The 22,482-nt window shown below is 37.8% G+C and carries 12 protein-coding genes; 9 read left to right on the top strand and 3 right to left on the bottom strand.

What is annotated here, in order from left to right; genetic code table 11:
• Positions 1–198 precede the first annotated feature (198 nt).
• From DUT70_RS18410 to DUT70_RS18400, 3 genes are all read right to left on the bottom strand, one after another.
• Entirely contained in the window at positions 199–984 is a 786-nt protein-coding gene (locus tag DUT70_RS18410; RefSeq protein ID WP_128353395.1) for a hypothetical protein, read from the bottom strand.
• Positions 985–1,092: 108 nt separating this feature from the next.
• Positions 1,093–2,712: a beta-N-acetylhexosaminidase gene (locus DUT70_RS18405; protein WP_113648827.1), complete on the bottom strand. Its 1,620-nt coding sequence runs from the start codon at positions 2,710–2,712 to the stop codon at positions 1,093–1,095.
• A gap of 31 nt (positions 2,713–2,743) precedes the next feature.
• Positions 2,744–6,799 carry a hybrid sensor histidine kinase/response regulator transcription factor gene (locus DUT70_RS18400; RefSeq protein WP_113648826.1) on the bottom strand — a complete coding sequence of 1,352 codons (4,056 nt, stop codon included), beginning with the start codon at positions 6,797–6,799 and terminating at the stop codon, positions 2,744–2,746.
• 388 nt (positions 6,800–7,187) lie between these two features.
• Here DUT70_RS18400 and DUT70_RS18395 point away from each other — a divergent pair, with 388 nt between their 5' ends.
• From DUT70_RS18395 to DUT70_RS18355, 9 genes are all read left to right on the top strand, one after another.
• The gene (locus DUT70_RS18395) at positions 7,188–8,300 is read left to right on the top strand and encodes a glycoside hydrolase family 88 protein (RefSeq protein ID WP_240432190.1); all 1,113 of its coding nucleotides are present in this window, start codon (positions 7,188–7,190) and stop codon (positions 8,298–8,300) included.
• 10 nt (positions 8,301–8,310) lie between these two features.
• Complete coding sequence (locus DUT70_RS18390; protein WP_113648824.1) at positions 8,311–9,567, top strand: DUF2264 domain-containing protein; 1,257 nt, start codon at positions 8,311–8,313, stop codon at positions 9,565–9,567.
• Between the two features lie 94 nt (positions 9,568–9,661).
• On the top strand, positions 9,662–10,678 hold the full coding sequence (locus DUT70_RS18385; protein ID WP_113648823.1) for a LacI family DNA-binding transcriptional regulator: 1,017 nt from the start codon (positions 9,662–9,664) through the stop codon (positions 10,676–10,678).
• Positions 10,679–11,348: 670 nt separating this feature from the next.
• Positions 11,349–14,342 (top strand): SusC/RagA family TonB-linked outer membrane protein, encoded by a 2,994-nt coding sequence (locus tag DUT70_RS18380; RefSeq protein ID WP_113648822.1) that lies wholly within the window; start codon positions 11,349–11,351, stop codon positions 14,340–14,342.
• Positions 14,343–14,349: 7 nt separating this feature from the next.
• Positions 14,350–15,921, top strand: coding sequence for a RagB/SusD family nutrient uptake outer membrane protein (locus DUT70_RS18375; RefSeq protein ID WP_113648821.1), 1,572 nt, complete (start codon positions 14,350–14,352; stop codon positions 15,919–15,921).
• A 7-nt stretch (positions 15,922–15,928) separates the two neighbouring features.
• Positions 15,929–16,600, top strand: coding sequence for a fasciclin domain-containing protein (locus tag DUT70_RS18370; protein WP_113648820.1), 672 nt, complete (start codon positions 15,929–15,931; stop codon positions 16,598–16,600).
• 30 nt (positions 16,601–16,630) lie between these two features.
• Complete coding sequence (locus tag DUT70_RS18365; RefSeq protein WP_113648847.1) at positions 16,631–17,650, top strand: DUF5007 domain-containing protein; 1,020 nt, start codon at positions 16,631–16,633, stop codon at positions 17,648–17,650.
• A gap of 56 nt (positions 17,651–17,706) precedes the next feature.
• Complete coding sequence (locus DUT70_RS18360; protein ID WP_240432187.1) at positions 17,707–20,889, top strand: SusC/RagA family TonB-linked outer membrane protein; 3,183 nt, start codon at positions 17,707–17,709, stop codon at positions 20,887–20,889.
• A gap of 10 nt (positions 20,890–20,899) precedes the next feature.
• Positions 20,900–22,480 (top strand): RagB/SusD family nutrient uptake outer membrane protein, encoded by a 1,581-nt coding sequence (locus DUT70_RS18355; RefSeq protein WP_113648818.1) that lies wholly within the window; start codon positions 20,900–20,902, stop codon positions 22,478–22,480.
• The last annotated feature ends 2 nt before the right edge of the window (positions 22,481–22,482 follow it).

Here is a 22,482-nt window from a genome sequence, read left to right as displayed (position 1 = left end):
GCAAAGGACTGAAAATCCTTGTGTCGCTGGTTCGATCCCAGCAGGCACCACATACGGGGTAATTGAAATTCAGTTTCATTTACCCCGTTTTTTTTGCCTTCTACCTATCTGTTTGTGACTTCCTAATTAATGCAGGGATAAACATTTTAGCAGGCTTACGAAGATTTTTAAAACGCTGTAAGTCTCTGCTAAGTTATCTTATTGAACTTTTTTAGTCTTTTCTAGGAGCCATTGGGTTAAATCATCGGCAGCTTTATCATTCTCAAACCTGGCTGGTAATCTTCCATTGGTATATTCATTATAAAGCCAAGGATCACCCACTGCTAATACTATTCCTTTCCCATATTTAGCACTAACTATGGCATTTTTGCCGTCTTTTGTTTTCAATATAGGAGTTGCCGTATGTTGAATAGCGATAGAAGCCGCATTTTTGATAAATATATGCTTAGACGTTTTAAACAAGCTACTGCCTAAAGTAGAAAGTCCTCCGTAATCAAAATGCTCATCGTCCTTTACGGCTAAAATGATATCGCTATTAAAAGTAAAACCAAACTTCGCCGCAAGGATATTGAAATGCTTCAAATCGGCATTTGCTTCGTCATTGCCCATTAATAACAACACACCGCCCTCCTTTACCCAATTGGCAATTGTTTGAACACTTTTTTCATCCATATAGTTAGGAGTTGGACTATCGCCTAAATGATCAGGATCTACAATAATGTATATATCCGTTTTTTTTAAATTCTGCATAGTTGGCGCTTGTGTCAACGTCGTTAAAGCTTTCGCTCCATTTTTTAAAAATGTTTCACCCAGGATGGAAAAACCCGACGTTGTTTTATCGGTCCATAAATAGTGGAAGTCTTCAGTCCGGCCATCTTTCAATTTTCTGTTTTCCTTATTGTAATAATTGTCGACAGTGACAGTTTGGGCATATACTGTTAAACTCATAGACAATGCGACTAAAGCAATGCTAATTTTCTTCATTTTAATCATTGGATAAAGTATCTATTGTTAATTTTTTATAAACTATACTTTGCTTTAATAAGCAAATAAATTGTTTCAGCATTTGTTGAATTCGCTTTGACTAGTTTCCTAATTTTCTGTATTGAATCTTAATTTCCTTTTCTTAATTTTTACCGGTTCAGGGTTGTTGTACGGTTTGAAAGGGTTGTAGTAATACAATCCAGCTTCATCATATAATGGTAGCTGATATTTTAAACGCTGCATAAAGCCATCAAAATCTGTTCGGTTTGATGGGCTGTTCCATGCTACTTCTGCCAAAGCAGTCATTCTGGGGAAAACCAGATAGTCTAGCCTATTTGTATTTTCTACAGTCTCGGTCCAAAGGTTGGCTTGTACACCTAAGATTTGATGGCTATTATGGCTGCTTATTGCTGGAAGGCTGTAGTTATATATGGATTTTAGTGTGTTAAATTTCCCTTCCCATTTCCTGCCATAGTTATGGGTGCTGTCTTGTACAAAATCGTAATAGAAAGGGAGACGTGGGCATACAACAACTTGATGTCCATTACTTATTGCTTGATTTAGTTGTTGAGGTTGATCATGGCGCCACCAAAAGATGATCGTACTGTCTTTTCGTAATTTAAAATCTACAACTTCATCCCATGCCAAGGTCTTACTGTTAATGCTTGTAAGGGTGTCGGACATCCTTTTGATAAAATAACGTTCTACATCCTTAAGGTCATTTAGTTTTTCTTTTTGCATTAACTGTTTAACCTCTGGAAAACTGTTCCAATTTTGATTGCCAAAGCTTACTTCATCTCCGCCAATATGTATCAATCCAGAAGGGAATAAAGTATTTACCTCTCTCAGTATATTGCTTAGATATTGATAAGTACTTTCCTTTCCTGGATGAAAGGTAAATTCGGGATGTTTTTCAGAACCTCCACCAGAATGTTGCGGATAAGCTCTGTTGGCAGCCGTAGCATGCCCTGGCATATCAATTTCGGGGATTATAGTGATAAAACGTTCAGCCGCATAGGCAACAATTTCTTTGATTTGTTCCTGTGTATAATACTTTGTCGGTGCATTTTCTTCTACGAAATTACCTATGCCGCCTATAAGCGTTAAAAGTGGATATTTTTTGATCTCTATACGCCAACCAGGTTCATCAGTTAAATGCCAATGGAACCGATTTAATTTATAGAAGGCCATCCAATCGAGTAATTGTTTTACTTTTTCTACCCCAAAGAAGTGTCTTGATTCATCGAGCATGAATCCCCTCCATTCAAATTGTGGTTTATCGGCAATATTCCAGTTGGGTAGGTCAATATGCTTAGCAACTATTGGAGTTTGTCTGATGAGTTGCAATAGAGACACTGCGCCCATAAAAAGCCCTTCATCGCTTGCAGCTTCTATGTTGATTTTATTGTCAAGCATCACAAGTTTATAGGTATTATTGGTCATTTTCTTTTCAGGTAAAATACTGAAAGTGATGGTTGAGGTATGCTGGGTAGTAGTAGCTAGAGATATACCTGTATGCCGCAATACCTCGCTTTTGAAATACCAGGCAACTTTTGCACTTGCTGGAGTATTAATTACAGATGTCGTTTTAGACAACTTAAAACTGCCCGATTGTTTTTGATAAGTGTGGGGTTTGGGGATAATGGGTATAATTTTTTGAGCTTTGGTCAAAAATGCTAGAGAAAGAAGCAATAAAATAAAGAAGGAACGGCGTATGTTATTTTGCATTATTGTTAAGGTTGATAGGAATTCTATACTTCTATTCTGGATTTTGATTAATGGTTTTTAAATAGGATTTTGGCGTATGACCAAATTGTTTTTTGAACTCCCTACTGAAATATTTAGCATCGTTAAAGCCTACTAAATACGAAACCTCAGAGATATTATACTGATTGGTTGCCAATAGTGAGGCAGCTTTTTTTAGTCGTATCGACTTAATGAAATCATTTACGGAAAGATCTGTGATGGCCCTTATTTTTTTGTAAAGCACTGGCTGGCTCATTCCTACTTCATTGGCGAGATCCTGTACAACAAAATGCTGGTCAGCCATTTTATCATCAATAAATTGAATAACCTTTAGCATAAAATCATGATCGGTTTTGTTGATGGTAATGTCTTGTGGCTTAAGGTTAACCTCTTCAGTAAATTTTTTCCGCATTACCTTTCGGGCCTGTAAAAGATTCCTTACGTTAAGCAAAAGTAGTTCGGTACTAAATGGCTTGGTGATATAAATGTCTGCTCCAGTTTCCAGCCCATCCACTTGTTGTAAGTGCGAGTCCATTGCGGTGAGCAAGATAATTGGAATATGAGATGTTCTGTCGTCTGTTTTTAAATCGCTGCATAATTTCAATCCATTCATGATCGGCATCATCACATCACAAATGACCAGGTCTGGTAAAAGTTCCGTTGCCGTTTCCCATCCTTTTTGTCCATTCTCGGCTTCAATAACGTTATAATGGGAGTGTAATAAATGGTACAGCATCTGCCTAATCTCGGGATTGTCCTCTACAATCAACACGGTTTCACTAAAAGAGATAGGCGTTTCATTTGTTAGCGGTTGGGTGTCGTATTGAGCATCAACTTTATAAATGCGATTAGTTGTGGCGGTGTTGGTCCCCTCATAGTCTTCATTAATCGCCAACTGACCTTTTTTTAACGTTACCGTAAACTTGGTATCTCCTGCTTGTTCTGGCGTTTGCTGTACGCTTTCAATAGAAATTTCTCCACCATGTGCTACTATGATACTTTTAGTCAACGCCAAACCAATGCCCGACCCAATGTGGTCAGATCCAGGATTATCTATTTGAAAAAAGTCACTGAAAAGTTTATTCTTGCTACTTTCTGGTATTCCTATGCCATTGTCTCTAATTTGTATGATAACCTTTTGATCCGTCTCTGTTACAACGAGGCTGATGGTGCCATTGTTATTCGTAAACTTAAACGCATTAGATAGCAAGTTGAAAAAAACTTTTTCCATCTGCACGCTGTCCATCCATATTCTTATAGGGCTTGTTGGCACTTCAATATGGTAACTGATATTTTTACTTAAGGCTAAGTCTTTAAAGACTTCGAACATCTGTTGTACAAATTGTATGATATCATATTGTGCGAGATGGAGTTTTAGATTTCCCGTTTCCATTTTTCTAAAATCCATCAACTCGGTAACCAATTTAAGCAACCTATCTGCATTGTTTTTAATAGGTATAATTTGCTTGTGAATTTCTGGTTGGTCAGTCGTATTTTTCAAAAGAGATTCTAATGGACCTAAAATGAGCGTTAAGGGAGTTCTGATTTCGTGGGATACATGTGTGAAAAATTTGAGCTTCATTTGTTGAACGTTTTCCGTTCTTTTTAGAAGTGCTCGAATAAAGAAATATCTTAGCGTTAAAAACAAAATGCTAAACAATATGATGACGTAGCATAAGTATGCCCACCAAGATAACCATGGTGCAGGATTAATATGAATCTTTAAAGTACGTACAGCGCTGCCCGGAATGCCATCATTATTTATTCCTTTTACTACAAAACGATAATTGCCAGGTGGAAGATTGGTGTAAGATGCAATGGGTGTCGAATCATATTTCCAGTCCTTATCATATCCCTCTAATTTGTAGGCATACTTGTTTTTGTCAGATTTAACATAGTTCAACAATGAAAATTCTAGGGTAAAATTATTTTGGTCGTAATTAAAATCTAGTTTTTCGGCAAGGTTTAAATTATTTTTTAAAATGCCATTCTCATCATCAACACTTACGGGCTTATTAAAAAGTCTTAAACTGGTAAGGACTAATGGCGACACATAATTATTCGATTGTATTTCTGCGGGATAAAAAGAGGTGAGTCCGTTAATGCCTCCAAAGAAAATTTCACCCTGACTGTCTTTAAAATAGGAACGGTTGTTAAATTCGTTACCTGCTAAACCATCACTTTTGGTGTAGCTTCTAAATCGTTTGGTCTTCGGATTGAATTCTGATAGCCCATTAGTGGTACTGATCCATAAATTGCCACTGTTGTCTTCCACTACGCCTAATACATTGTCGTTAATTAAGCCATTGGCTTCAGAATAGGTCTTGAATGAGTTGAGTTTGATGTTGTAAATGCTAAGTCCGCCCGAATTGGTGCCAATAAGTATATCTCCATTTGCGGCTTCTGCTACACAATTAATATAATCTGATTGGAGACTATCTGGATGATTTGCTTCGTTAAAGCTACTTAGTTTCTTATTGCTTAATTGATATCGATAAAGTCCAGTAGAAGTTCCTATCCATAAGTTGTTTTTAGAGTCTGCAAAAAGGTTAAGTATCCCTTTATTTTTAAGGACATTATTTAACGGGCTTCTGGTCGTTATATTTGGATAAAGTCCATTTTTGCTTTGTAAAGTAGTTATTCCATTTAAAGAACCAATCCACAGGATACCATTACTATCATACGCCAAAGCAATAATTTCTGCCGAACCGATTGTGCCTTTGGTATCTTTTACATTTTCAATTCTCTGAAATTTTCCAGTTGATGTGTTCAGTATATTGATGATCCCTCGATGCGTGCCTATGGCAATGTTACTGTCGTGATACTTGTCCCTCACAAGGATTTTTACGAGGTTTGAACTGATGCTACTGGGGTTGCCTGGATCGTGTTTATAACTGCTAAAGGAATTAGACGTTTTATTGAAGAGATTGATCCCAGCACCTTCAGTTCCAACCCACAATTGGCTTTGTCTTCCTTCAGCTATGGCACTCACTACATTTCCACTAATGCTGCTTGACGATTTTCCATTACGGTAAACCTTAAATTTTGTTGATACAGGATAAATTACGTTTACGCCGCCGAAATAAGTGCCAATCCAGATATTTTTATTTCGATCTTTAAAGAGGTGGTGAATAGAGTTATGGCTAATGCTGCCTGTTGTTTCTGGATTGTGCTGATAATTGGTAAATAAACCAGTGCGAGGATTAAAAATACTTAGACCATTTTGTGTGCCAATCCACATCGTACCGTCTTCATCGGGCATAATTTCCCGAATATCATTATGCACAAGCGAATTTTTATTGCCCTCCGTATGAAAAAAAGTTTTAAAAAGCTGTCCATTGTTATTCAATACGTAAAGGCCGTTGGCGGTCCCTAACCAAGTGTTTTGGTCTTTATCTTTTGCTACAGCGGTGATGTAGCCATTTGTTGCTTGCTTGAGAAAGTTGATTCTTTTAAAGTTGAAAACTCCTTTTTGATAGGTTGCTTGTATAAGCCCATCGGCAGTACCAATCCAAATATGACCGTTTTTATCTTTGCATAAGGCATAAATGTTGTTCACAGGATCGTCAGCCTTTTTACTAAAAAGAAAGGTGCTGAAAGTATGCCGATTGCTATTGGTTAATAATTTTAATCCGCTATGTGTACCTACCCATAAGTTTTTTTCATCATCCTGATATAGTAGTTCTATCGGTTCATTTAGCTGTGCTACGTTTTCGAATTTATCTTTTTTAAGGTTATATTTTTGTAATCCAGTAGTAGTGCCTGCCCACAATGTGCCCGTATAATCCGTAATTAATGAAGTAATTTCTTCTTGCTCATTACGTCTTCCTTCAGTGTTACTTTTGCTATAATTTTTAAAGTGATATCCATCGTATCTATTAATACCTTGCCTAGTGCCTAGCCATATCAATCCTGTGCTATCTTGGGCAATTGCCATTACCGAGTTTTGAGATAAACCATCTTCTACCGTTCGGCTGAAAAAGTGTAAATCACGCTGCGCCTTAGCGTAGAAAAAACTGCTTGAAAAGAATAAAAGAAAGAATATTCCAACAAAAGTTTTAAATCTCATAAAAATTAGAAAGTGAAGGTTGTTCGGTTCAAGTAAAAATAAATAATAATAACTAGGAATTGTAATGAGTGGGATTTAAAATAGGCCAATTACGTATGATTTTTGGGTTTTTCTACCCTTTTGTTTAGGATTTTAGCCTTTTTTAAAATAGTGATTTATCAACTTTGATTTGAAAAGCCAAGACTTAATGTTAAGTGCCAAAAGTTACACGCTTTTAAAGACTAATTGCATAAAATAAAACCCCGTTACTCCCTTTAAGACACAAATGATTTATAATATGAATAGTGAATATTTCTTTTTAGCTCCCAACTCAATTAAAAAAATAATCTGTTGCCTATTGTTATTTTTTTGCATTAGCGATGTAACAGCGCAAAGTTCAAAAGAAGATATGCGACAGTTAATTGATAGGCAGTATAAATTAGCGGAGAAACAATATCGCATATTGGCTAGTAATACACCAATTGGACGTATGCCAAAAACTTTTTATGCCAAAAGCAACAAGTTCGAAACTAGTGACACCAAGTGGTGGTGCAGTGGGTTTTATCCTGGTTCATTACTTTACATATACGAATACACTAAAGATGAAACAACTCTAAAGGAAGCAGAGCTGAGATTAGCTTCGCTTGCAAAAGAAAAACATTATACGGGAAACCATGATTTAGGCTTTATGATGTATTGTAGTTTCGGGAACGCCTATCGTCTCAATAAAAAACCAGAATACAAAACAACAATAGATACTGCGGCGGCATCATTAACTACCCGCTATAGACCAGATGCAAAGGTGATCCAATCGTGGAACTCAAGTAAGAAATGGAAAGGACCGGTAATTATTGACAATTTGATGAATCTGGAGCTTTTATTATGGGTTGCCCAAAATGGTGGAGATCAAAAATATAAAGAGGTTGCCTTAAATCATGCTGATGCGACATTAGCTAACCATTTTAGGCCTGATTTTAGTTCGTACCATGTGGTAGATTATGATATGACTAATGGCGAGGTAGTGAGAAAAGGAACTGCTCAAGGAGCCAGCGATGACTCCGCATGGAGCAGGGGACAAGGCTGGGCTTTATATGGCTATACCATGATGTACCGTTTTACAAAAGATAAGAAATACCTTGGTTTTGCCCAAAACATAGCTAGTTATATCTTAAATAGCCCCACTTTGCCAAAAGATAAAATTCCGTATTGGGATTTTAATGCCAAAGATATTCCAAATACTTATAGAGATGCATCGGCTGCAGCCATTATTGCGTCGGCATTATTGGAACTGGGACAATATAGTTCTTCTAAAGACAAAAAATATTATACAGACCAAGCAAGAGAAATGCTAGTATCGCTATCTTCTAAAGAATATACCGCAGAAGAGGGTTCCAATGGTGGATTTTTATTAAAGCATAGCACAGGAGCGCTACCCTTAAAATCAGAGATTGACGTGCCGTTGACTTATGCCGATTATTATTATCTTGAAGCTTTGATGCGTTATAAAAACTGGTATCTATAAAAGTAAAATCATGAAGAGACGAAATTTTTTAACAGCAATGTCCATTGCAGGTTTAACTGGAATAATTAAGCCTGAAACAGTTTTAGCTGAAGAGAAAAAAAACAAGAAAGCAATAAAACCAATCAATGATAGGACTTATTGGTATCAGTTACTTTATAAAATAGCCAACCCCGTGGTGTCTAATTTGGCAGCAGGTACATTGGTTAAAAATATGCCTCTGGTTACTTCGCCAACATTTGATTCGAGGTCACCAAAAGTGTCTTATTTAGAGGCTGTTGGTCGTACTTATGCAGGCATAGCTCCTTGGTTAGCCTTGCCTGATGACGATACTGACGAAGGAAAGCTTAGAAAAAAAATGAGGGTAGAGGCGGTGAAAGGTTTGGACAACTGTTTCGCAAATGGTAGCCCCGATCAACTCACTTTTAATAGGGATGCTCAACCTATCGTAGATGCGGCCTATTTAGCGCATGCTTTTTTGAGAGCGCCTAAAGCATTATGGGAACCATTAAAAGTAGAAACTAAGCAGTCCATCATTGCCTCTTTTAAATCTCTTAGAAACAGAAAGCCTTTCAAAAGCAATTGGCTGTTATTCGGCTCAATAACTGAAGCCTTTTTGTTGACAGTAGGTGAGGATATTGATAAAGAAAGATTGAATGAAGGCATTGTTAAACTTAATGAGTGGTATAAAGGTGACGGTTGGTATGGTGATGGACCAAATTTAGCGTTCGACTATTATAATTCTTTTGTGATCCATCCTATGATGGTAGATACTTTGGCAGTGCTAGTAAAACATCAAATGATAGAGCCAGCTAAATATGAATTAGCTTTAAAACGTATGCAACGTTATGCGGTAGGGCAGGAAAGAATGATTTCTCCAGAGGGTACATTTCCTCCTATTGGTAGGTCTATTACTTACAGAACCAGTGCGTTTCAGGTGTTAAGTCAGGTGGCGTTGATGAATAAGCTACCTAAAGGTATCAATCCAGCACAAGTGAGATGCGCCTTAACATTAGTAAAAAAGAATATGTATGATGTGAAGGGAACCTTTGACGATAAAGGATGGCTACAACTTGGTTTTTGTGGTCATCAACCAGAGATCGCAGATTATTATACCTCAACAGGGAGTCTTTATATGGCCACTTTGTCTTTTTTACCTTTGGGTTTACCTGCTACAGATCCATTTTGGTCAGCGCCTTTTGCCGAATGGACAGCAAAAAAGGCATGGTCTGCCAAGAGTTTTCCAAAAGACTATCATGTTGATTACTAATGTTGCCTACGCTTAGATGGTGATTGAGAGCTTCTAAATTCTGAATGCTCACAGCACAAATCGAAAGCTGTCAACTAAAATATATTTACTCGGCATGAAAAAGAATGTGACCATCAAGGAGATTGGAAAGAGATTGAATTTGTCTTTTTCCACTATTTCTAGGGCGCTACATAAACATCCAGGCATTAGTTTGGCTACACAGCAGTTGGTGATGGAAACTGCCGATGAAATGGGGTATCTGCCCAATCAGAAAGCAATCTTTTTCAAGCAGGGAAGAACATTTAATATCGGCGTCATCCTGCCCGAGCTGTCGGAGAGTTTTTTTTCTGCCGCAATTAGTGCTATTGAAGACATCGCGTACAAGAACAATTATGTCATCACCGTCGCCCAGTCTCACGATGACCAGAAACGTGAAAAACAGATGGTGGAGCAGATGAAGTCATCTGGTGTGGATGGCTTGTTGGTTTCTGTAGCTAAAAATACGATGGATTTTGATCATTTTGAGCAGCTGAAGAAGTCCATAATACCAGTCGTATATTTTGATCGGATACCGCCCATAGAAAATATTCATTATGTAACCTGCAATATCAAAAAAGGTAGCATGGAAACGGTTGATTTCCTTGTAAAAAGAGGGCATAAGCATATTGCCTTTATCAATGGCCCCCGTAAACTATGGGAAAGTAAGCAAAGAAAAGAAGGCTATCTAAAGGGATTGAAAAAAAATTCCCTAGAATTTGATCCTTTCTTGGTGATGAATTGTGATCTGACGAAAGAAGGGGTGGTCATGACGTTGGAAACTTTGCTCAAACGTAGACTTAAACCCACAGCAATTATTGCCTTTAGTGATGATGTGGCATCCTTTGCAATTGGGCATGCACTAAAACTTGGAATCAGGGTTAATGAAGAAATAGAGTTTGCTAGTTTCGCTAATTCGCCCATTTCAAAGTATATTGAATTTCCACCTTTGGCATCTGTAGAACATTTCCCTTCAGAACAAGGACAAAAAGCCATAGATGCATTATTGCATCTTATTCAAAATAACAATAGTACCGAACAATATTTCTTTAATACATTAGTCGATCCAGTGCTGGTACAACACATCGGCAAGTAATGTATTCCTTTATGGGGTAGTTGGACAACGAATGACTATCGCTTAGATGTTCTCCTATATGGTAATTTAATATTACGGAGGGCATACATCTTCCTATTTCTCTACTTATAACTAAACAAATGGTATCAGGTCGTTAAATGATAATCAATATAAAACCAAAACTCTAGTATGATTGACTTCTTTCGGCCCGTTTGTTAAATGTAGTAGCTTTTGATGTCGCTCTTTCTATTAAAAAAAGCATTTAATTTTTCAATCTGAAGGTTTCTTCTTTGTTCAAATTGAAATTCATTTTATCTGCCAGAATATTCCGAATTTTTTATCGAGCTTTTTTGTCGAGTAAATGTTGTTAGTTTTTTGAAAAACAGCTTTTAGTTGTGTTTTGAGGGTTTTATGCAGAATAATCTACCTAATTGTTTTGGATTTTCATCTTTTTTAAAATGGTTAATGGACATATTTGGATTAACGAAACCAACCAAAACTAATCATGAAACCAAACAAACAAATCCCCTTGCTGAGGAGAAAATGCTCCGACGCGATCTTTCAAAAACGAAGAAGATAAGCTAAATAAATATTTCTTCTCAATACTAGAGTTAGAGTTCCTCTGAGCATAATGTCAATTTAGTGCTGTAAGGCTCCAACATTCGAATTGATTAAATCAACAATTAGAAAAATGAAAAACTATTTTGCGTGTTTTACTTTTTTACTTTTTATTAATGCCTGCTTGTCAGAAGCTGTAACAGCTAGCGTTAGTTTAAAAAATATAACAATCGCTGCCCCTTATCAAGAAGTAGATTCAGCAAAATCTAAAAAGGATAAGCCTAATGAAAATACTAAGGTAATAGACTCAGTGGTACTTAGAAATTACGTTTCTAAAAAAATCGTCGATTCTATTAACGTAAAGAAGGCTGCGCTATATCCTTTCAATTCCTTACAGCAAGCATTAAAAGCATCAGTGAGTGGCGTATTTGTGCAGGAACCTAATGGAGAGCCTGGAACTTCGGAACAAGGGATGCTCATTAGAGGGATAAGTCGTCCATTTTTTACTAAAAGCGATGTCACGTTAGCGCAACCTGCAATTTTTATTAATGGTATCCCGCTCATGCAGGATAATACCTTTTCGGGTAAGATACAAAAGTATGATTTTAGCCCGCTAGGATCGGCAACCAATCTGCTTTCAACAATCGATTTAGATAATGTGGCATCAATACACGTGGTAAAAGGCCTTGATGCAGCAGCAATTTATGGTCCGCGTGCTGCTAATGGCGCCATTTTAATTACCACTAAAAATGCCCACGAAGGTAAACGTGAAATTTCTTTTAACAGCGCCTACGGTTTTGTAGATAAGGATATGGTAACTACAACCAATGGTGTGGACGAGAGTAATTTCAGGAAAATCTTCTACGATAAATTTGCTACAGCGCAAGAAAGCTCTAATGTGCCTGGTTTTTTGAGCGATGTAAGCAATGAAAACTATTATGGCGCTTCTAATTGGACTGATCTTTACTATAAAAGAGCTCCAATTTATACGATTAACGGAAGTATTACCGGTGGAACTAGCAGATCAAACTTCAGATTTTACGGAGCAAACAGTTCAAGTGCTGGTAATGCCGATGATACAAAGCTCGATAAGTATGTGGCTTCTTTCTTTATCAACATGTTGCCCCTAAAATGGCTAACGGTATCTAGTATGGTAAATGCCACCAAATTAACCAGAGACCGCAACAGAAATTTGAGAGATCGCTTTGCCGAAATGCAATATGTACCAGACTTAAGCAGTCCAATTGCACCAAATAAAACGGTGTATAGCAATTTGCTTGACCAGTACGAGAATAGATCATTTGACAATAATTCGAACAATGTTATACAAGGCTCATTCTCGTTAAATGCAAAAGTCAAGAAGTTTGATTTGCTGTCGAGAATATCATTTGACTATAATGAAAATATGAGGGATGTTTTTTATAACTCCCAATTGTTGGATGGCAATAACTACGTTTCTAATTATTTTGGTTATAACCAAAGGTTAAATATTGACAATGTTTTAAGTTATAGCTATACACTTGATCGTAGGAACGACTTTAATTTTTTGGTAGGACACACCTTTACCAATGATATCAGTAAATACAATTACGGACAAGGTTACAAAGGTCCCAGCGACTATGTACGTATCAACTCGGTTGTTGGAAATTCAGAAAGTGCCGATTATCTAAAATCGTTATTCCTTATTGTAAACAGATTTACAGATAAGCAAAAAATTAACCTTAGCTCTTTGTACGGTAAAGTAGAATACAGTTATCACAAAGAGTTTTTCCTAAATGCGGTATTACGTACAGATGGTGCATCTAACATGCAACCTACAAATCGTTGGTTTTTCTCGCCAATTATAAGCGCACAATGGAACCTTGAAAGAATTATAGCTAAATATAACCTGCCAGTTTCACGATTAAAAGTTAATGCGAGTTGGGGCAGGTTGGGCACTTTATATACTTCTGACAGATATGCTGCTGGACCTCAATATACTTCTGATATTGGTTGGTCTGCAAATCCCAGTATGAGTTCTTATAACGGTTTTGGAACCATTACCAGACCCTACTCTTTAGGGTGGGTCGGGTATGATATCCCTTGGGCCTATGTGCAGGAAACTAGCATTGGCTTAGAAGTTGGCATGCTAAAGGATAGGTTACAAGCTAAAATAGACCTGTACTCTAAAAACAATAAGCGCATGTTAATGGACGTGCCAACTAATGCCGAGTACGGTTATGCTAATACCTCACAACCCGGTATGGATGTCAATAACAGAGGAGTAGAGTTAGCATTGCAAGCAGCTATTTTAGCACCAAAAAATGGGGGTATTACTTGGAATTTAAATTTCAATGTTGCTTACAACACCAACAAGCTAAATGCGCTTCCAGGTGGGCTTAATGAAATTACGGTAGGTAATCAGAAACTAGTGGTCGGCAAACCTATCGATAGGTTTTGGGTGCTGCAAAGTGCGGGCGTTTATCAAAGAGATATAGATGTTCCGGTAAATCCAACTAACTATCAAATCTTAAACTACAAAGGCTTACCACTACTTGCAGGAGATCCGAAATGGAAAGATTTAAATGGTGATTACATCATCAATGAAAATGACAAAGTAGAACTAGGCAATTTTATTCCTCGTATCACAGGAAATGTAGGTACAGACCTCACTTATAAAGGTTTTACCTTAGATGTAAACTTTGCCTTTGTAGGCAAACGCAATATCTTAAACCAAGCAGCAGCAAACAGACTTGATTTTGCAGCTAGAGCTGGTAACAATGATATCAATTCCATTAACGAAATCACCTTTTGGCAAAAGGGATTGGATATGGCTAATTATCCAGTTTACAATCCTTGGAGTGCGGTACAAGCCTATCGTACCGATCAGGATATTTTTATCGAAAACGGTGCCTACCTAAAGTTAAGAAGCATCTCGTTAGGCTACGATATTACCAGAGCAGGATTTTTCAAGAAACAGAAGAATAATTTTAGAAGACTTTACCTGTATGCTACGGCATTAAATGTATTTACCATTACGCCTTACACTGGTGGAGACCCTGAATTGGTGAATTACACAGGTGTAGACACTGGATACGGCATGTCTATTCCAAAAACATATTCTTTAGGTATAAAACTAGATTTATAAGAACGAAATGTTATCAAAGCAACTACATCAAATCAGATTTAATACGTTGAAGTTCCAAGCCATTGGATTTTTGATGACGGTGTTGGTTTTGGTTTCTTGCAACAAGAAATTAGAAATTAATTCCACACACTTAGTAAACGAAAATAACAACTGGGAAACGATTTCAGATACCAGGGGCGCACTTTTAGGAGCTTACGGACTACTAAGGGCTGCATTAGCAGATAACAACGCCCATTGGTTGTATGGTGAACTTAGGCAGGGTGATTTCGTAGCAACTACCAGGTTAGACCTTAAAGCCGTTATTGATAATAAATTGAACGCTCCTTATCCAACTTTACAGTCTTTAAGCAACTGGCGAAGGTTTTATGCTGTGATTAACAGCACTAGTTTATTTATTGAAAGGGCAGGAGAGGTGTTAAAAAAAGACAGGCAATACACCGAAAAAAATTATAAAACAGACGTAGCTCAAATGCGTGCCCTAAGAGCTTTTACCTATTTTCTAATGTGTAGAATTTGGGGTGATGTACCATTGATTACTTCCTCACATGACGCTTATTTTGAGAAGAAAGAGAGAACTAAACAGTCAATCGTATTAAGATACGCAGAAAGCGAATTGATTCTTGCCGCTACTGATTTGCCTTATAAATATGGATTTCAAACGGATGAAGATTTGCCTGGCGCTTATTACGGAAAATACACTGATGGAACAGTAGCCGCCGATGTGGGTTATTGGAATGGTGTATTGCTAACCAGAACATCAGCCTACGCAATTTTGGCCCACATTGCCGCTTGGGACCAAAGATATTTAGAAGCCTCTACTTACGCAGAAATAGCCATCAGAAATTACGAAAAAACGGGTGCTTCTTTTACCACAACAGCCAATTTAACACTATCAAGTGGCTTCTTTTATAACAATAAACCATCACACTTAATTGCTTTTCCTTTTAGGTGGGATACAAAGGAGTTTTCGCAGGTTGGGCACATTGAAGATCTTACCCTGGCAGCGCCTTTAATTACTAGAGCTAGACCTCATATTTATGTTCCCGATGAAACCATTACGCAAATTTTTAATGAAGCTACTGATGGCAGATTTAGAATTAACCCTGTAGACGGCAAGCCAGTGACAGATTATTTTACGGGTTACGGAAGTTCAAATACAGTCTTTAGTAAGGTGAAATGTATCAGGAATGCACCACAAACAGATGGTTCATTGGCCTTGTACACTTCAGCAATGGTATTTACCCGAATTGAAGAACTCACCTTATTGTATGCCGAGGCCCAAGCGGTTTTAGGGAATACCTCCTCTGCCATAGACGAGCTAGATAGAGTAAGATTTCTACGCGGATTAGGCGGTTATAACGGAGCTGCTGATGGTGTAATTGATGCCATTTTTTTAGAAAGAAGAAGAGAATTAATGGGCGAAGGTTGGAGATGGTTCGATTTGGTTAGGCTTAACAGAATAAAAAGAAAAGATGCTGCATTCAATCAATTATTGGATCGCGGAGGCATTTATTGGCCAATTAGTGAAGAGGTATTAAGAAACAACTCATTATTGGTGCAAAACGAATATTGGAGGTAAACAAGCAATGAATTTTAACAAGAAAAACACGGGTAAAATTTTACTAGGCTTTTTGATGTTGTGCTTAGCATTTACGGCCTGCAAGAAAGATAAGGGCAGATATGATTTTGTAAATGAAGTAAACGTTTACGACGGCGATGTTTATGCCTATCTCAAAGGTCAAAAGCAATTTGATTCGCTTACCAAAGCGATAGATAGAGTGCCTGGATTTAAAGATTGGATGACACAGGAGCAAAATCTGACCGTTTTTGCACTTACCAATAGAAGCTTTGAAGTTGCCTTTATTGGACTTAACAAAGTGAGGGCAGCACAAAACAAATCGCCTTTAGGCATTGCAACGATTGATGTAAGCCACCTAGAAATTTTAATGGACCGTTACGTGGTCAAAGGCAAATTAACTACAGATAGTTTAAAGTTTGCCGATGGCGCATTTCTTAGAACGGCCCGATTAGATTATGAAATGAATGCAGTGGATAAAAGTTCGAATGCAAGTGGACTGGTAAATGGTGGGCCTAAAAGTATCATTTATAGTGATGTGAAAAATTCACAATACACAAAAGATTGGATTAGTACCACTACCCAAGCCGTAAATATCCATAGTAAAAACGCTATTGTACACATCATTGCAGCTTCGCACGAGTTTGGTTTTGGCGAATTTGTAAATCGAATGAATAGATAGGATTTGAAGCAAGAACATAAAAATACAGCGATGCTAAAAAATAAAACAAACGCATTATTGATACTCATACTCGCCACTTTGCTATTTGGTGCTTGTAAAAAGCTCTTACCTACAGATAAAGATGCATTTAATGCAGATGCGGGCTTTACCCAAACCATTTATCAACCTGTTTTAGGCAGAACCACCGTGATGAGCAATAATTTCAATTCACAAGGCTCATCTTTACCCTTAACATTTAAGATTGTTGGCATAAGAAATAGCGACGGCATATCTGCTCCTGAATTACTAAAGTCATTTCCCATAAGTGTATGGAAAAAAGCTTACGACGGCAGCGAGAAAACATTGGCGGAAATTGAAGCAAAAAGAGTAGTTGAAGAACATCCTTTCTTCGAGATTAGGCAACATTCTGGAGAGTTGATCATGTGGTCGGAAGCCACTTCAAACATTGTAAAATCATTTCCAGACTCTGGTTACGTTTTCGACGTTGAGGTAAGCAACTCTGGTGGTCGTAAATACTACAATGGCCTAAAGCTACAACCGTATAAGGAACGAGCATACGAGCCAAACAACATTAACCCACTTACAGGTACATCTACTGGCGGAAATATATTCCCTACACGGATTGATAATATCGTGGGAGAGGCCAGTTCTAGCTTCCTCAATTTTGGAGATGTGAATATTTCGTTTCACCGAAAGGGAGATGGAAACTCATTGAGCTTTAAATTCTTGGATACCTTATCTAATCCCATAGATCCTGCAAAATTTAAACTAACTAACTGGGCAAAATTGATACATGGGTTTAACATGAAGATGACCACTACCGAGGTGACTTATGACGTAGCATATCCTATCCCTTGCGTATTCATTCCTACACCTTATACCACAGCAGATGGTCGCCGAGCTAGCGTAAATTTCCTTTATGATAGAATGGGTTTCGGTGGGGTAAGGCAGGTAGCAAGATTAGGCTTTGATTTTACAATCTTTCAAAAAGGAAGTTGGGATATCATCATTTGGTTTAAGACAGACAATCCAAAATTCACAGACGACTAATGGGACATACAAGTAGAATAAAATTGGATAAGATACCTTTCACAAACAGATCTATAATGAAGCAAAAGTGTGTTCATTTCGTTTTAATGTTAATGTTAGCTGTGTTAACGGCTATCAATGCTCATGCTCAAACCCCAAAAAACATAACCATAAAAGGTGTTGTGGTAGAGCGTGCTAACGGTTTAGGGATACCTTCACTGGTCATCATGATTAGCGGTACCCAAAAATCAGCAGGGTATACCGATTCAGATGGAAAGTTTAGTGTAACTGTACCCGAAGATGCTGAACTTGTTTTCAGGTATATGGGTTTTAAAACACAATCCATTAAGGTAAAAGGGAAAACAGATTTAAAGGTACAATTAGTAGAAGACAATGCTACCAGTTTAAAACAGGTTCAGGTAATTGGTTATACGCCAAAAACTAAGGAAGTAACTACTGGTGCTGCAGTGACCATTAGCGGTAAAGACATTCAAGATGTACCAGAAGCAAACTTAATTTCACTTTTGCAAGGAAAGGTGGCAGGTTTAAACATCCAGAATAATACAGGTAGCCCTGGAGCGAGAGGTTCCATTTTTGTGCGTGGATTAAGTAGTATCGATGTGCAAGGATCTGGTAACAATGCCTTTTTAACACCAACCTCACCATTATTCGTAATAGATGGTGTCCCTATTGACGCCAATACCGATTATGAGTATGGTTTTTCAGGTGGAGGTCCGGGCATCAGTCCACTTTCCTTAATTCCAGCCGAGGATGTAGAAGAAATTACGGTATTAAGAGATGCACAGGCCACGTCGTTGTACGGCTCTCAGGGAGCATACGGGGTTATTCTCATCACCACTAAGCGAGGCAAATCTAAAACACCTATTATTCAATACACCTCTAACGTTTTTATCAATACACCTCCAAATTTAAAGGAAGTATTAGGTGGAAATGGAGAAAGAACTTTGCGTATATGGCAAATCAACACCTTTGGTAAAGACATCTATTCGGCTCGTCAAACGATAGACAATGCTCCGTTTTTGGCGGATAGTTTAAACGCCTTTTACAATAACTCCACTAATTGGCAAGACCTATTTTACAGAACAACCTTTAACCAAACCCATAATATTTCTGCTTCGGGTGGTGATGATAACTTTAACTATAAAGTTAACATGGGTTATTACGATGAAAATGGAATTATAAAAAATACAGGTTTCAAAAGGTATTCGCTAAATATGAATACCAGGTACAGACCTAATGCTAAAATTTCCTTCAATGCCAATATTTCTACCAACCTAGGTAACAGACAAAATGGTAGCGGAAATGGCGTCTTGCAAACTGGAATCGCTTCAGCAGCCTCCGCCTCTTCTTTATTGCCTGGCCCAAGCTTATTTAATGGAAATGCAGCCTTAGGAGCCTTAATTACCGAAAATGATAACAAAACGGGCAATTTGAAAGCGGTAGTAGAAGGTAAATATGAGTTCATTAAGTCGCTTACTGCCACAAGTACATTTAGTTACGATTATAATACAGGTACAGTAGAAACGTTCACCCCAGCCATTTTAGGAAACAACGTAGCCAAAGTGTATTCATATAATGATAAGCGTAGCACGCTGTACAACAGAAACATGCTAAACTTTAGTAAAACCATCAAAAAGCATAGCATTAATGCCTTCGTTTTCAACGAAATGTACATCAGAAATTTCCAAGCACATGCCATCAATAATGAGCAAACCACAAATGATCAATATCAAGGTCCAGTGGGAAGTACGGGAGCGACATCTAAAAGCGGTATTCTAGACAATTATTTTGATTTAAGATCAGTAGCATTTGCTTCTCAAGTGGCTTACGATTTTGATAAAAAATATGTGGTAGAGCTTTCTTACAGGTTAGATGGTTTATCTACCAGTGGTCCAAACGCACCATGGTCAAAAAACCCATCAGTAGGATTACGTTGGAACTTTAATAAAGAAAATTTCTTAACGCTATCCAAGTGGTTAGATTACGGATCGTTACGTGCTAGCTGGGGTAAAAATATTGTGCCTACGGGTTCTGTTTTCGATGCCTTTGGTACTTACGATTATACAGGTTTCTACAACGGAAATCAAGCGGTAGGTGTTGATTTTGGTACGCTTCCAAATATCAGTTTGGTACCTACTACCACTACACAATACAATGCAGGTTTTGATATAGGTGTCTTAAATGGCAGGTTATCATTATCATTTGACACTTATTATAAAATGGTTGATAACCAGTTAAGGTCAAAAGCATTACCCAACATGACCGGTTTTGCTAATATCAAAACTAACGAAGTAAGTTTAGTTAACTATGGTTATGAACTTTCGGCAACGGTTAGACCTCTATCTAAAACGAGTAAAGTAGAGTGGACCTTATCTTTCAATGGAGCCATCAACAAAGATGTACTTACCTCATTGCCCGATGGAGCTAGACAACAATTAATAGAAGGCGGAGCAACAGGGCAGGCCATCCTTTACAGATTGGGAAGGAATAGTTTGACCAATATCCTTTACAATACAAAAGGCGTTTACTCCACTACCGATGCTGTAGCGGTTGATCCAGCTACGGGTATGCGTTATAAAACTTTTAATGGTACTACAACACCTGTTTATTTCCAAGGTGGCGACCCTTACTATGCTGATATCAATGGGGATTATATTTTAGATCAAAGAGATTTGGTACCTGCTGGTAACTCGTTTCCTCAAATTACAGGTGGTATCACCTCTTTCATAAGGTACAAAGAATTCTCCCTTAACGTGAACATGTCTTACACCTACAAGAGAGATATTTTAAATAACGCCTTATCCAGTATGTTCCAAAATTTTGCCAATCCTTTAACCGCAACAAATTTAGTTCCCATTGAGCAATTTAACTACTGGAGAAGCGCTGGCGATAACGCTACTTATCCAAACCCTTATGATTATTTAAGATTTGGTAATTACAGCCCTACTTCAAATGCAGGGACACAGTTTTTACCTTTCCGTTACAACCAAACCTTATTTCAAGAGGACGGCTCCTATTTAAAAATCAATACCATTACTTTCTCTTACACTTTCAATAGAAATGCATTGAAAAAAATAGGGGTAAGCTCTATGCGGATGTATGTCACGGCTAACAATGTATACACATTTACAAGTTACTCTGGTCCAGATCCGGAAAATGTAAGTGATTTAGGTAGAGATATGTCTGCTGGATATCCCTCAAGACGTAGTTACAGTTTAGGCTTAAACGTTCAGTTTTAAAATTATCGTTATGAAAAAAATTAGCTATATCATATTAATTTTTGCTCTAGCGCTAGGTATACCCAATAGCGGTTGCAAGAAATTCCTTAATGTAGAACCGTTAAATAAGCTTTCGGGAAATAACTTTTGGACAAGTGAAAAAGATGCCGAAAGTTTTGCTACCGATATTCATCGTTTATTTAGAAATGCCACCATGTCGAGCGTATTGTTTGCCGTTGGTGATGAGCGTTGCGCTCCAATTAGGGGCTATTCTGGTGCAAACCCATATCGTCACGATTTTGATTATATGGCTAAAAATAATCTCCGACTGGCCATTGCAGCTAGAGCCGATGGGCCGCCAAGGATCCTTAATTTGCCCAATGCACAGCTACTTTTAGAATGGTTTCAAAACAACGCTAGGTATGATTTAATCCCTAATTGGACACCATTTTTTAGGGTAATTCAGTCTTGTAATATCATGTATAAGGAAATTGATTTAATTCCTAAAAGTGAAATTACCGATGCCAAAAGAAATCAATACAAAGCTGAGGCTGTATTTATGCGTTCAATGGCCTATTATTTCTTGGTAAGGCTGTATGGTGATGTTCCTTATTACAAAGAAGCTTACCAGCAAGATGCCATGCCCAGAACAAATATGGTCAACATATTTAACGATTGTGTAACAGAGCTAAAAAAGGTAAAAGACAACTTGCCATGGACTTACACTGATCCGGCCAATAGAGGAGTGAGAGCTATGCGTGGAGGCGCTTTGGCTTTAATGATGCACATGAACATGTGGAATGCAGGTTTTGACGCAGGAAATGCAAAAAAGTATTACGAAGAAACCGTAGCATTTGGTGATGAAATTCATGAATTAGGGGTAGTAAAAGAACGGGCTTATCGCCTATTGCCAATCGAACAAACCTATCAAATTATGTTTGGACGTTCGCAAGAGGGGCTTTACGAAATACAGTTGAGTGATAACTATGGGGAAAGTACTGCCAGAAATAGGTTCAAATTCAGTGTAGGACTAGTTAATCAAATTTTTGCACCCGCTATTAGCGACAGAAATTACACCGAGCTCACTTTTTATCCCGCTTATATGAGCAAAATTTATCCAGAAACACTTACCGACAAAAGAAAGCAGGTATGGTTTGACGCCAATATGTATAAAACCGATGGTACAGCGGTATTTTATAAAATGTTTAACAAAAGCGCAACAACGCAAAGTAGCGACGATAATCCTATTGTTTTTAGATTGGCAGATACTTATTTGCTACAGGCCGAAGCATTGGCCGAGTTGGGAACCGATGATACCAAAGCCGCAGAGCTATTGAATAAAATTAGAACCAGGGCAGGAGCAGATCTTTACCCAGCAGATCCAGGTGAAGGAAAACTTAAGGATGCTATTTTTTGGGAAAGATGCAAAGAGCTAATGGGCGAGGGGCACTACTTCTATGATTTGGTGCGAACCAAAAAAATCTTAAATCCTGATTACTGCTACAATCCACTTACTTATTCGGCATTTATTGCTGGTGCTTGGACCTGGCCTATAGATCGGGCTGCCCTCACTAACAATCCGTACATGACATTAAATAACTATTGGCAATAAAC

This window comes from Pedobacter chitinilyticus (assembly GCF_003313385.1).
GTDB classification, from domain to species: Bacteria; Bacteroidota; Bacteroidia; order Sphingobacteriales; family Sphingobacteriaceae; genus Pedobacter; species Pedobacter chitinilyticus.
The sequence above is the reverse complement of the archived record's forward strand: the minus strand, read 5'-3'. Positions and strand labels throughout refer to the sequence as shown.

Bases quoted from the DNA above. Each gene is read 5' to 3' on its own strand.
- DUT70_RS18370 (WP_113648820.1), top strand. From the start codon at position 15,929: ATGAATTTTAACAAGAAAAACACGGGTAAAATTTTACTAGGCTTTTTG.
- DUT70_RS18395 (WP_240432190.1), top strand. From the start codon at position 7,188: ATGCGACAGTTAATTGATAGGCAGTATAAATTAGCGGAGAAACAATAT.
- DUT70_RS18360 (WP_240432187.1), top strand. From the start codon at position 17,707: ATGAAGCAAAAGTGTGTTCATTTCGTTTTAATGTTAATGTTAGCTGTG.
- DUT70_RS18355 (WP_113648818.1), top strand. From the start codon at position 20,900: ATGAAAAAAATTAGCTATATCATATTAATTTTTGCTCTAGCGCTAGGT.
- DUT70_RS18365 (WP_113648847.1), top strand. From the start codon at position 16,631: ATGCTAAAAAATAAAACAAACGCATTATTGATACTCATACTCGCCACT.
- DUT70_RS18380 (WP_113648822.1), top strand. From the start codon at position 11,349: ATGAAAAACTATTTTGCGTGTTTTACTTTTTTACTTTTTATTAATGCC.
- DUT70_RS18385 (WP_113648823.1), top strand. From the start codon at position 9,662: ATGAAAAAGAATGTGACCATCAAGGAGATTGGAAAGAGATTGAATTTG.
- DUT70_RS18390 (WP_113648824.1), top strand. From the start codon at position 8,311: ATGAAGAGACGAAATTTTTTAACAGCAATGTCCATTGCAGGTTTAACT.
- DUT70_RS18405 (WP_113648827.1), bottom strand. From the start codon at position 2,712: ATGCAAAATAACATACGCCGTTCCTTCTTTATTTTATTGCTTCTTTCT.
- DUT70_RS18375 (WP_113648821.1), top strand. From the start codon at position 14,350: ATGTTATCAAAGCAACTACATCAAATCAGATTTAATACGTTGAAGTTC.
- DUT70_RS18410 (WP_128353395.1), bottom strand. From the start codon at position 984: ATGAAGAAAATTAGCATTGCTTTAGTCGCATTGTCTATGAGTTTAACA.
- DUT70_RS18400 (WP_113648826.1), bottom strand. From the start codon at position 6,799: ATGAGATTTAAAACTTTTGTTGGAATATTCTTTCTTTTATTCTTTTCA.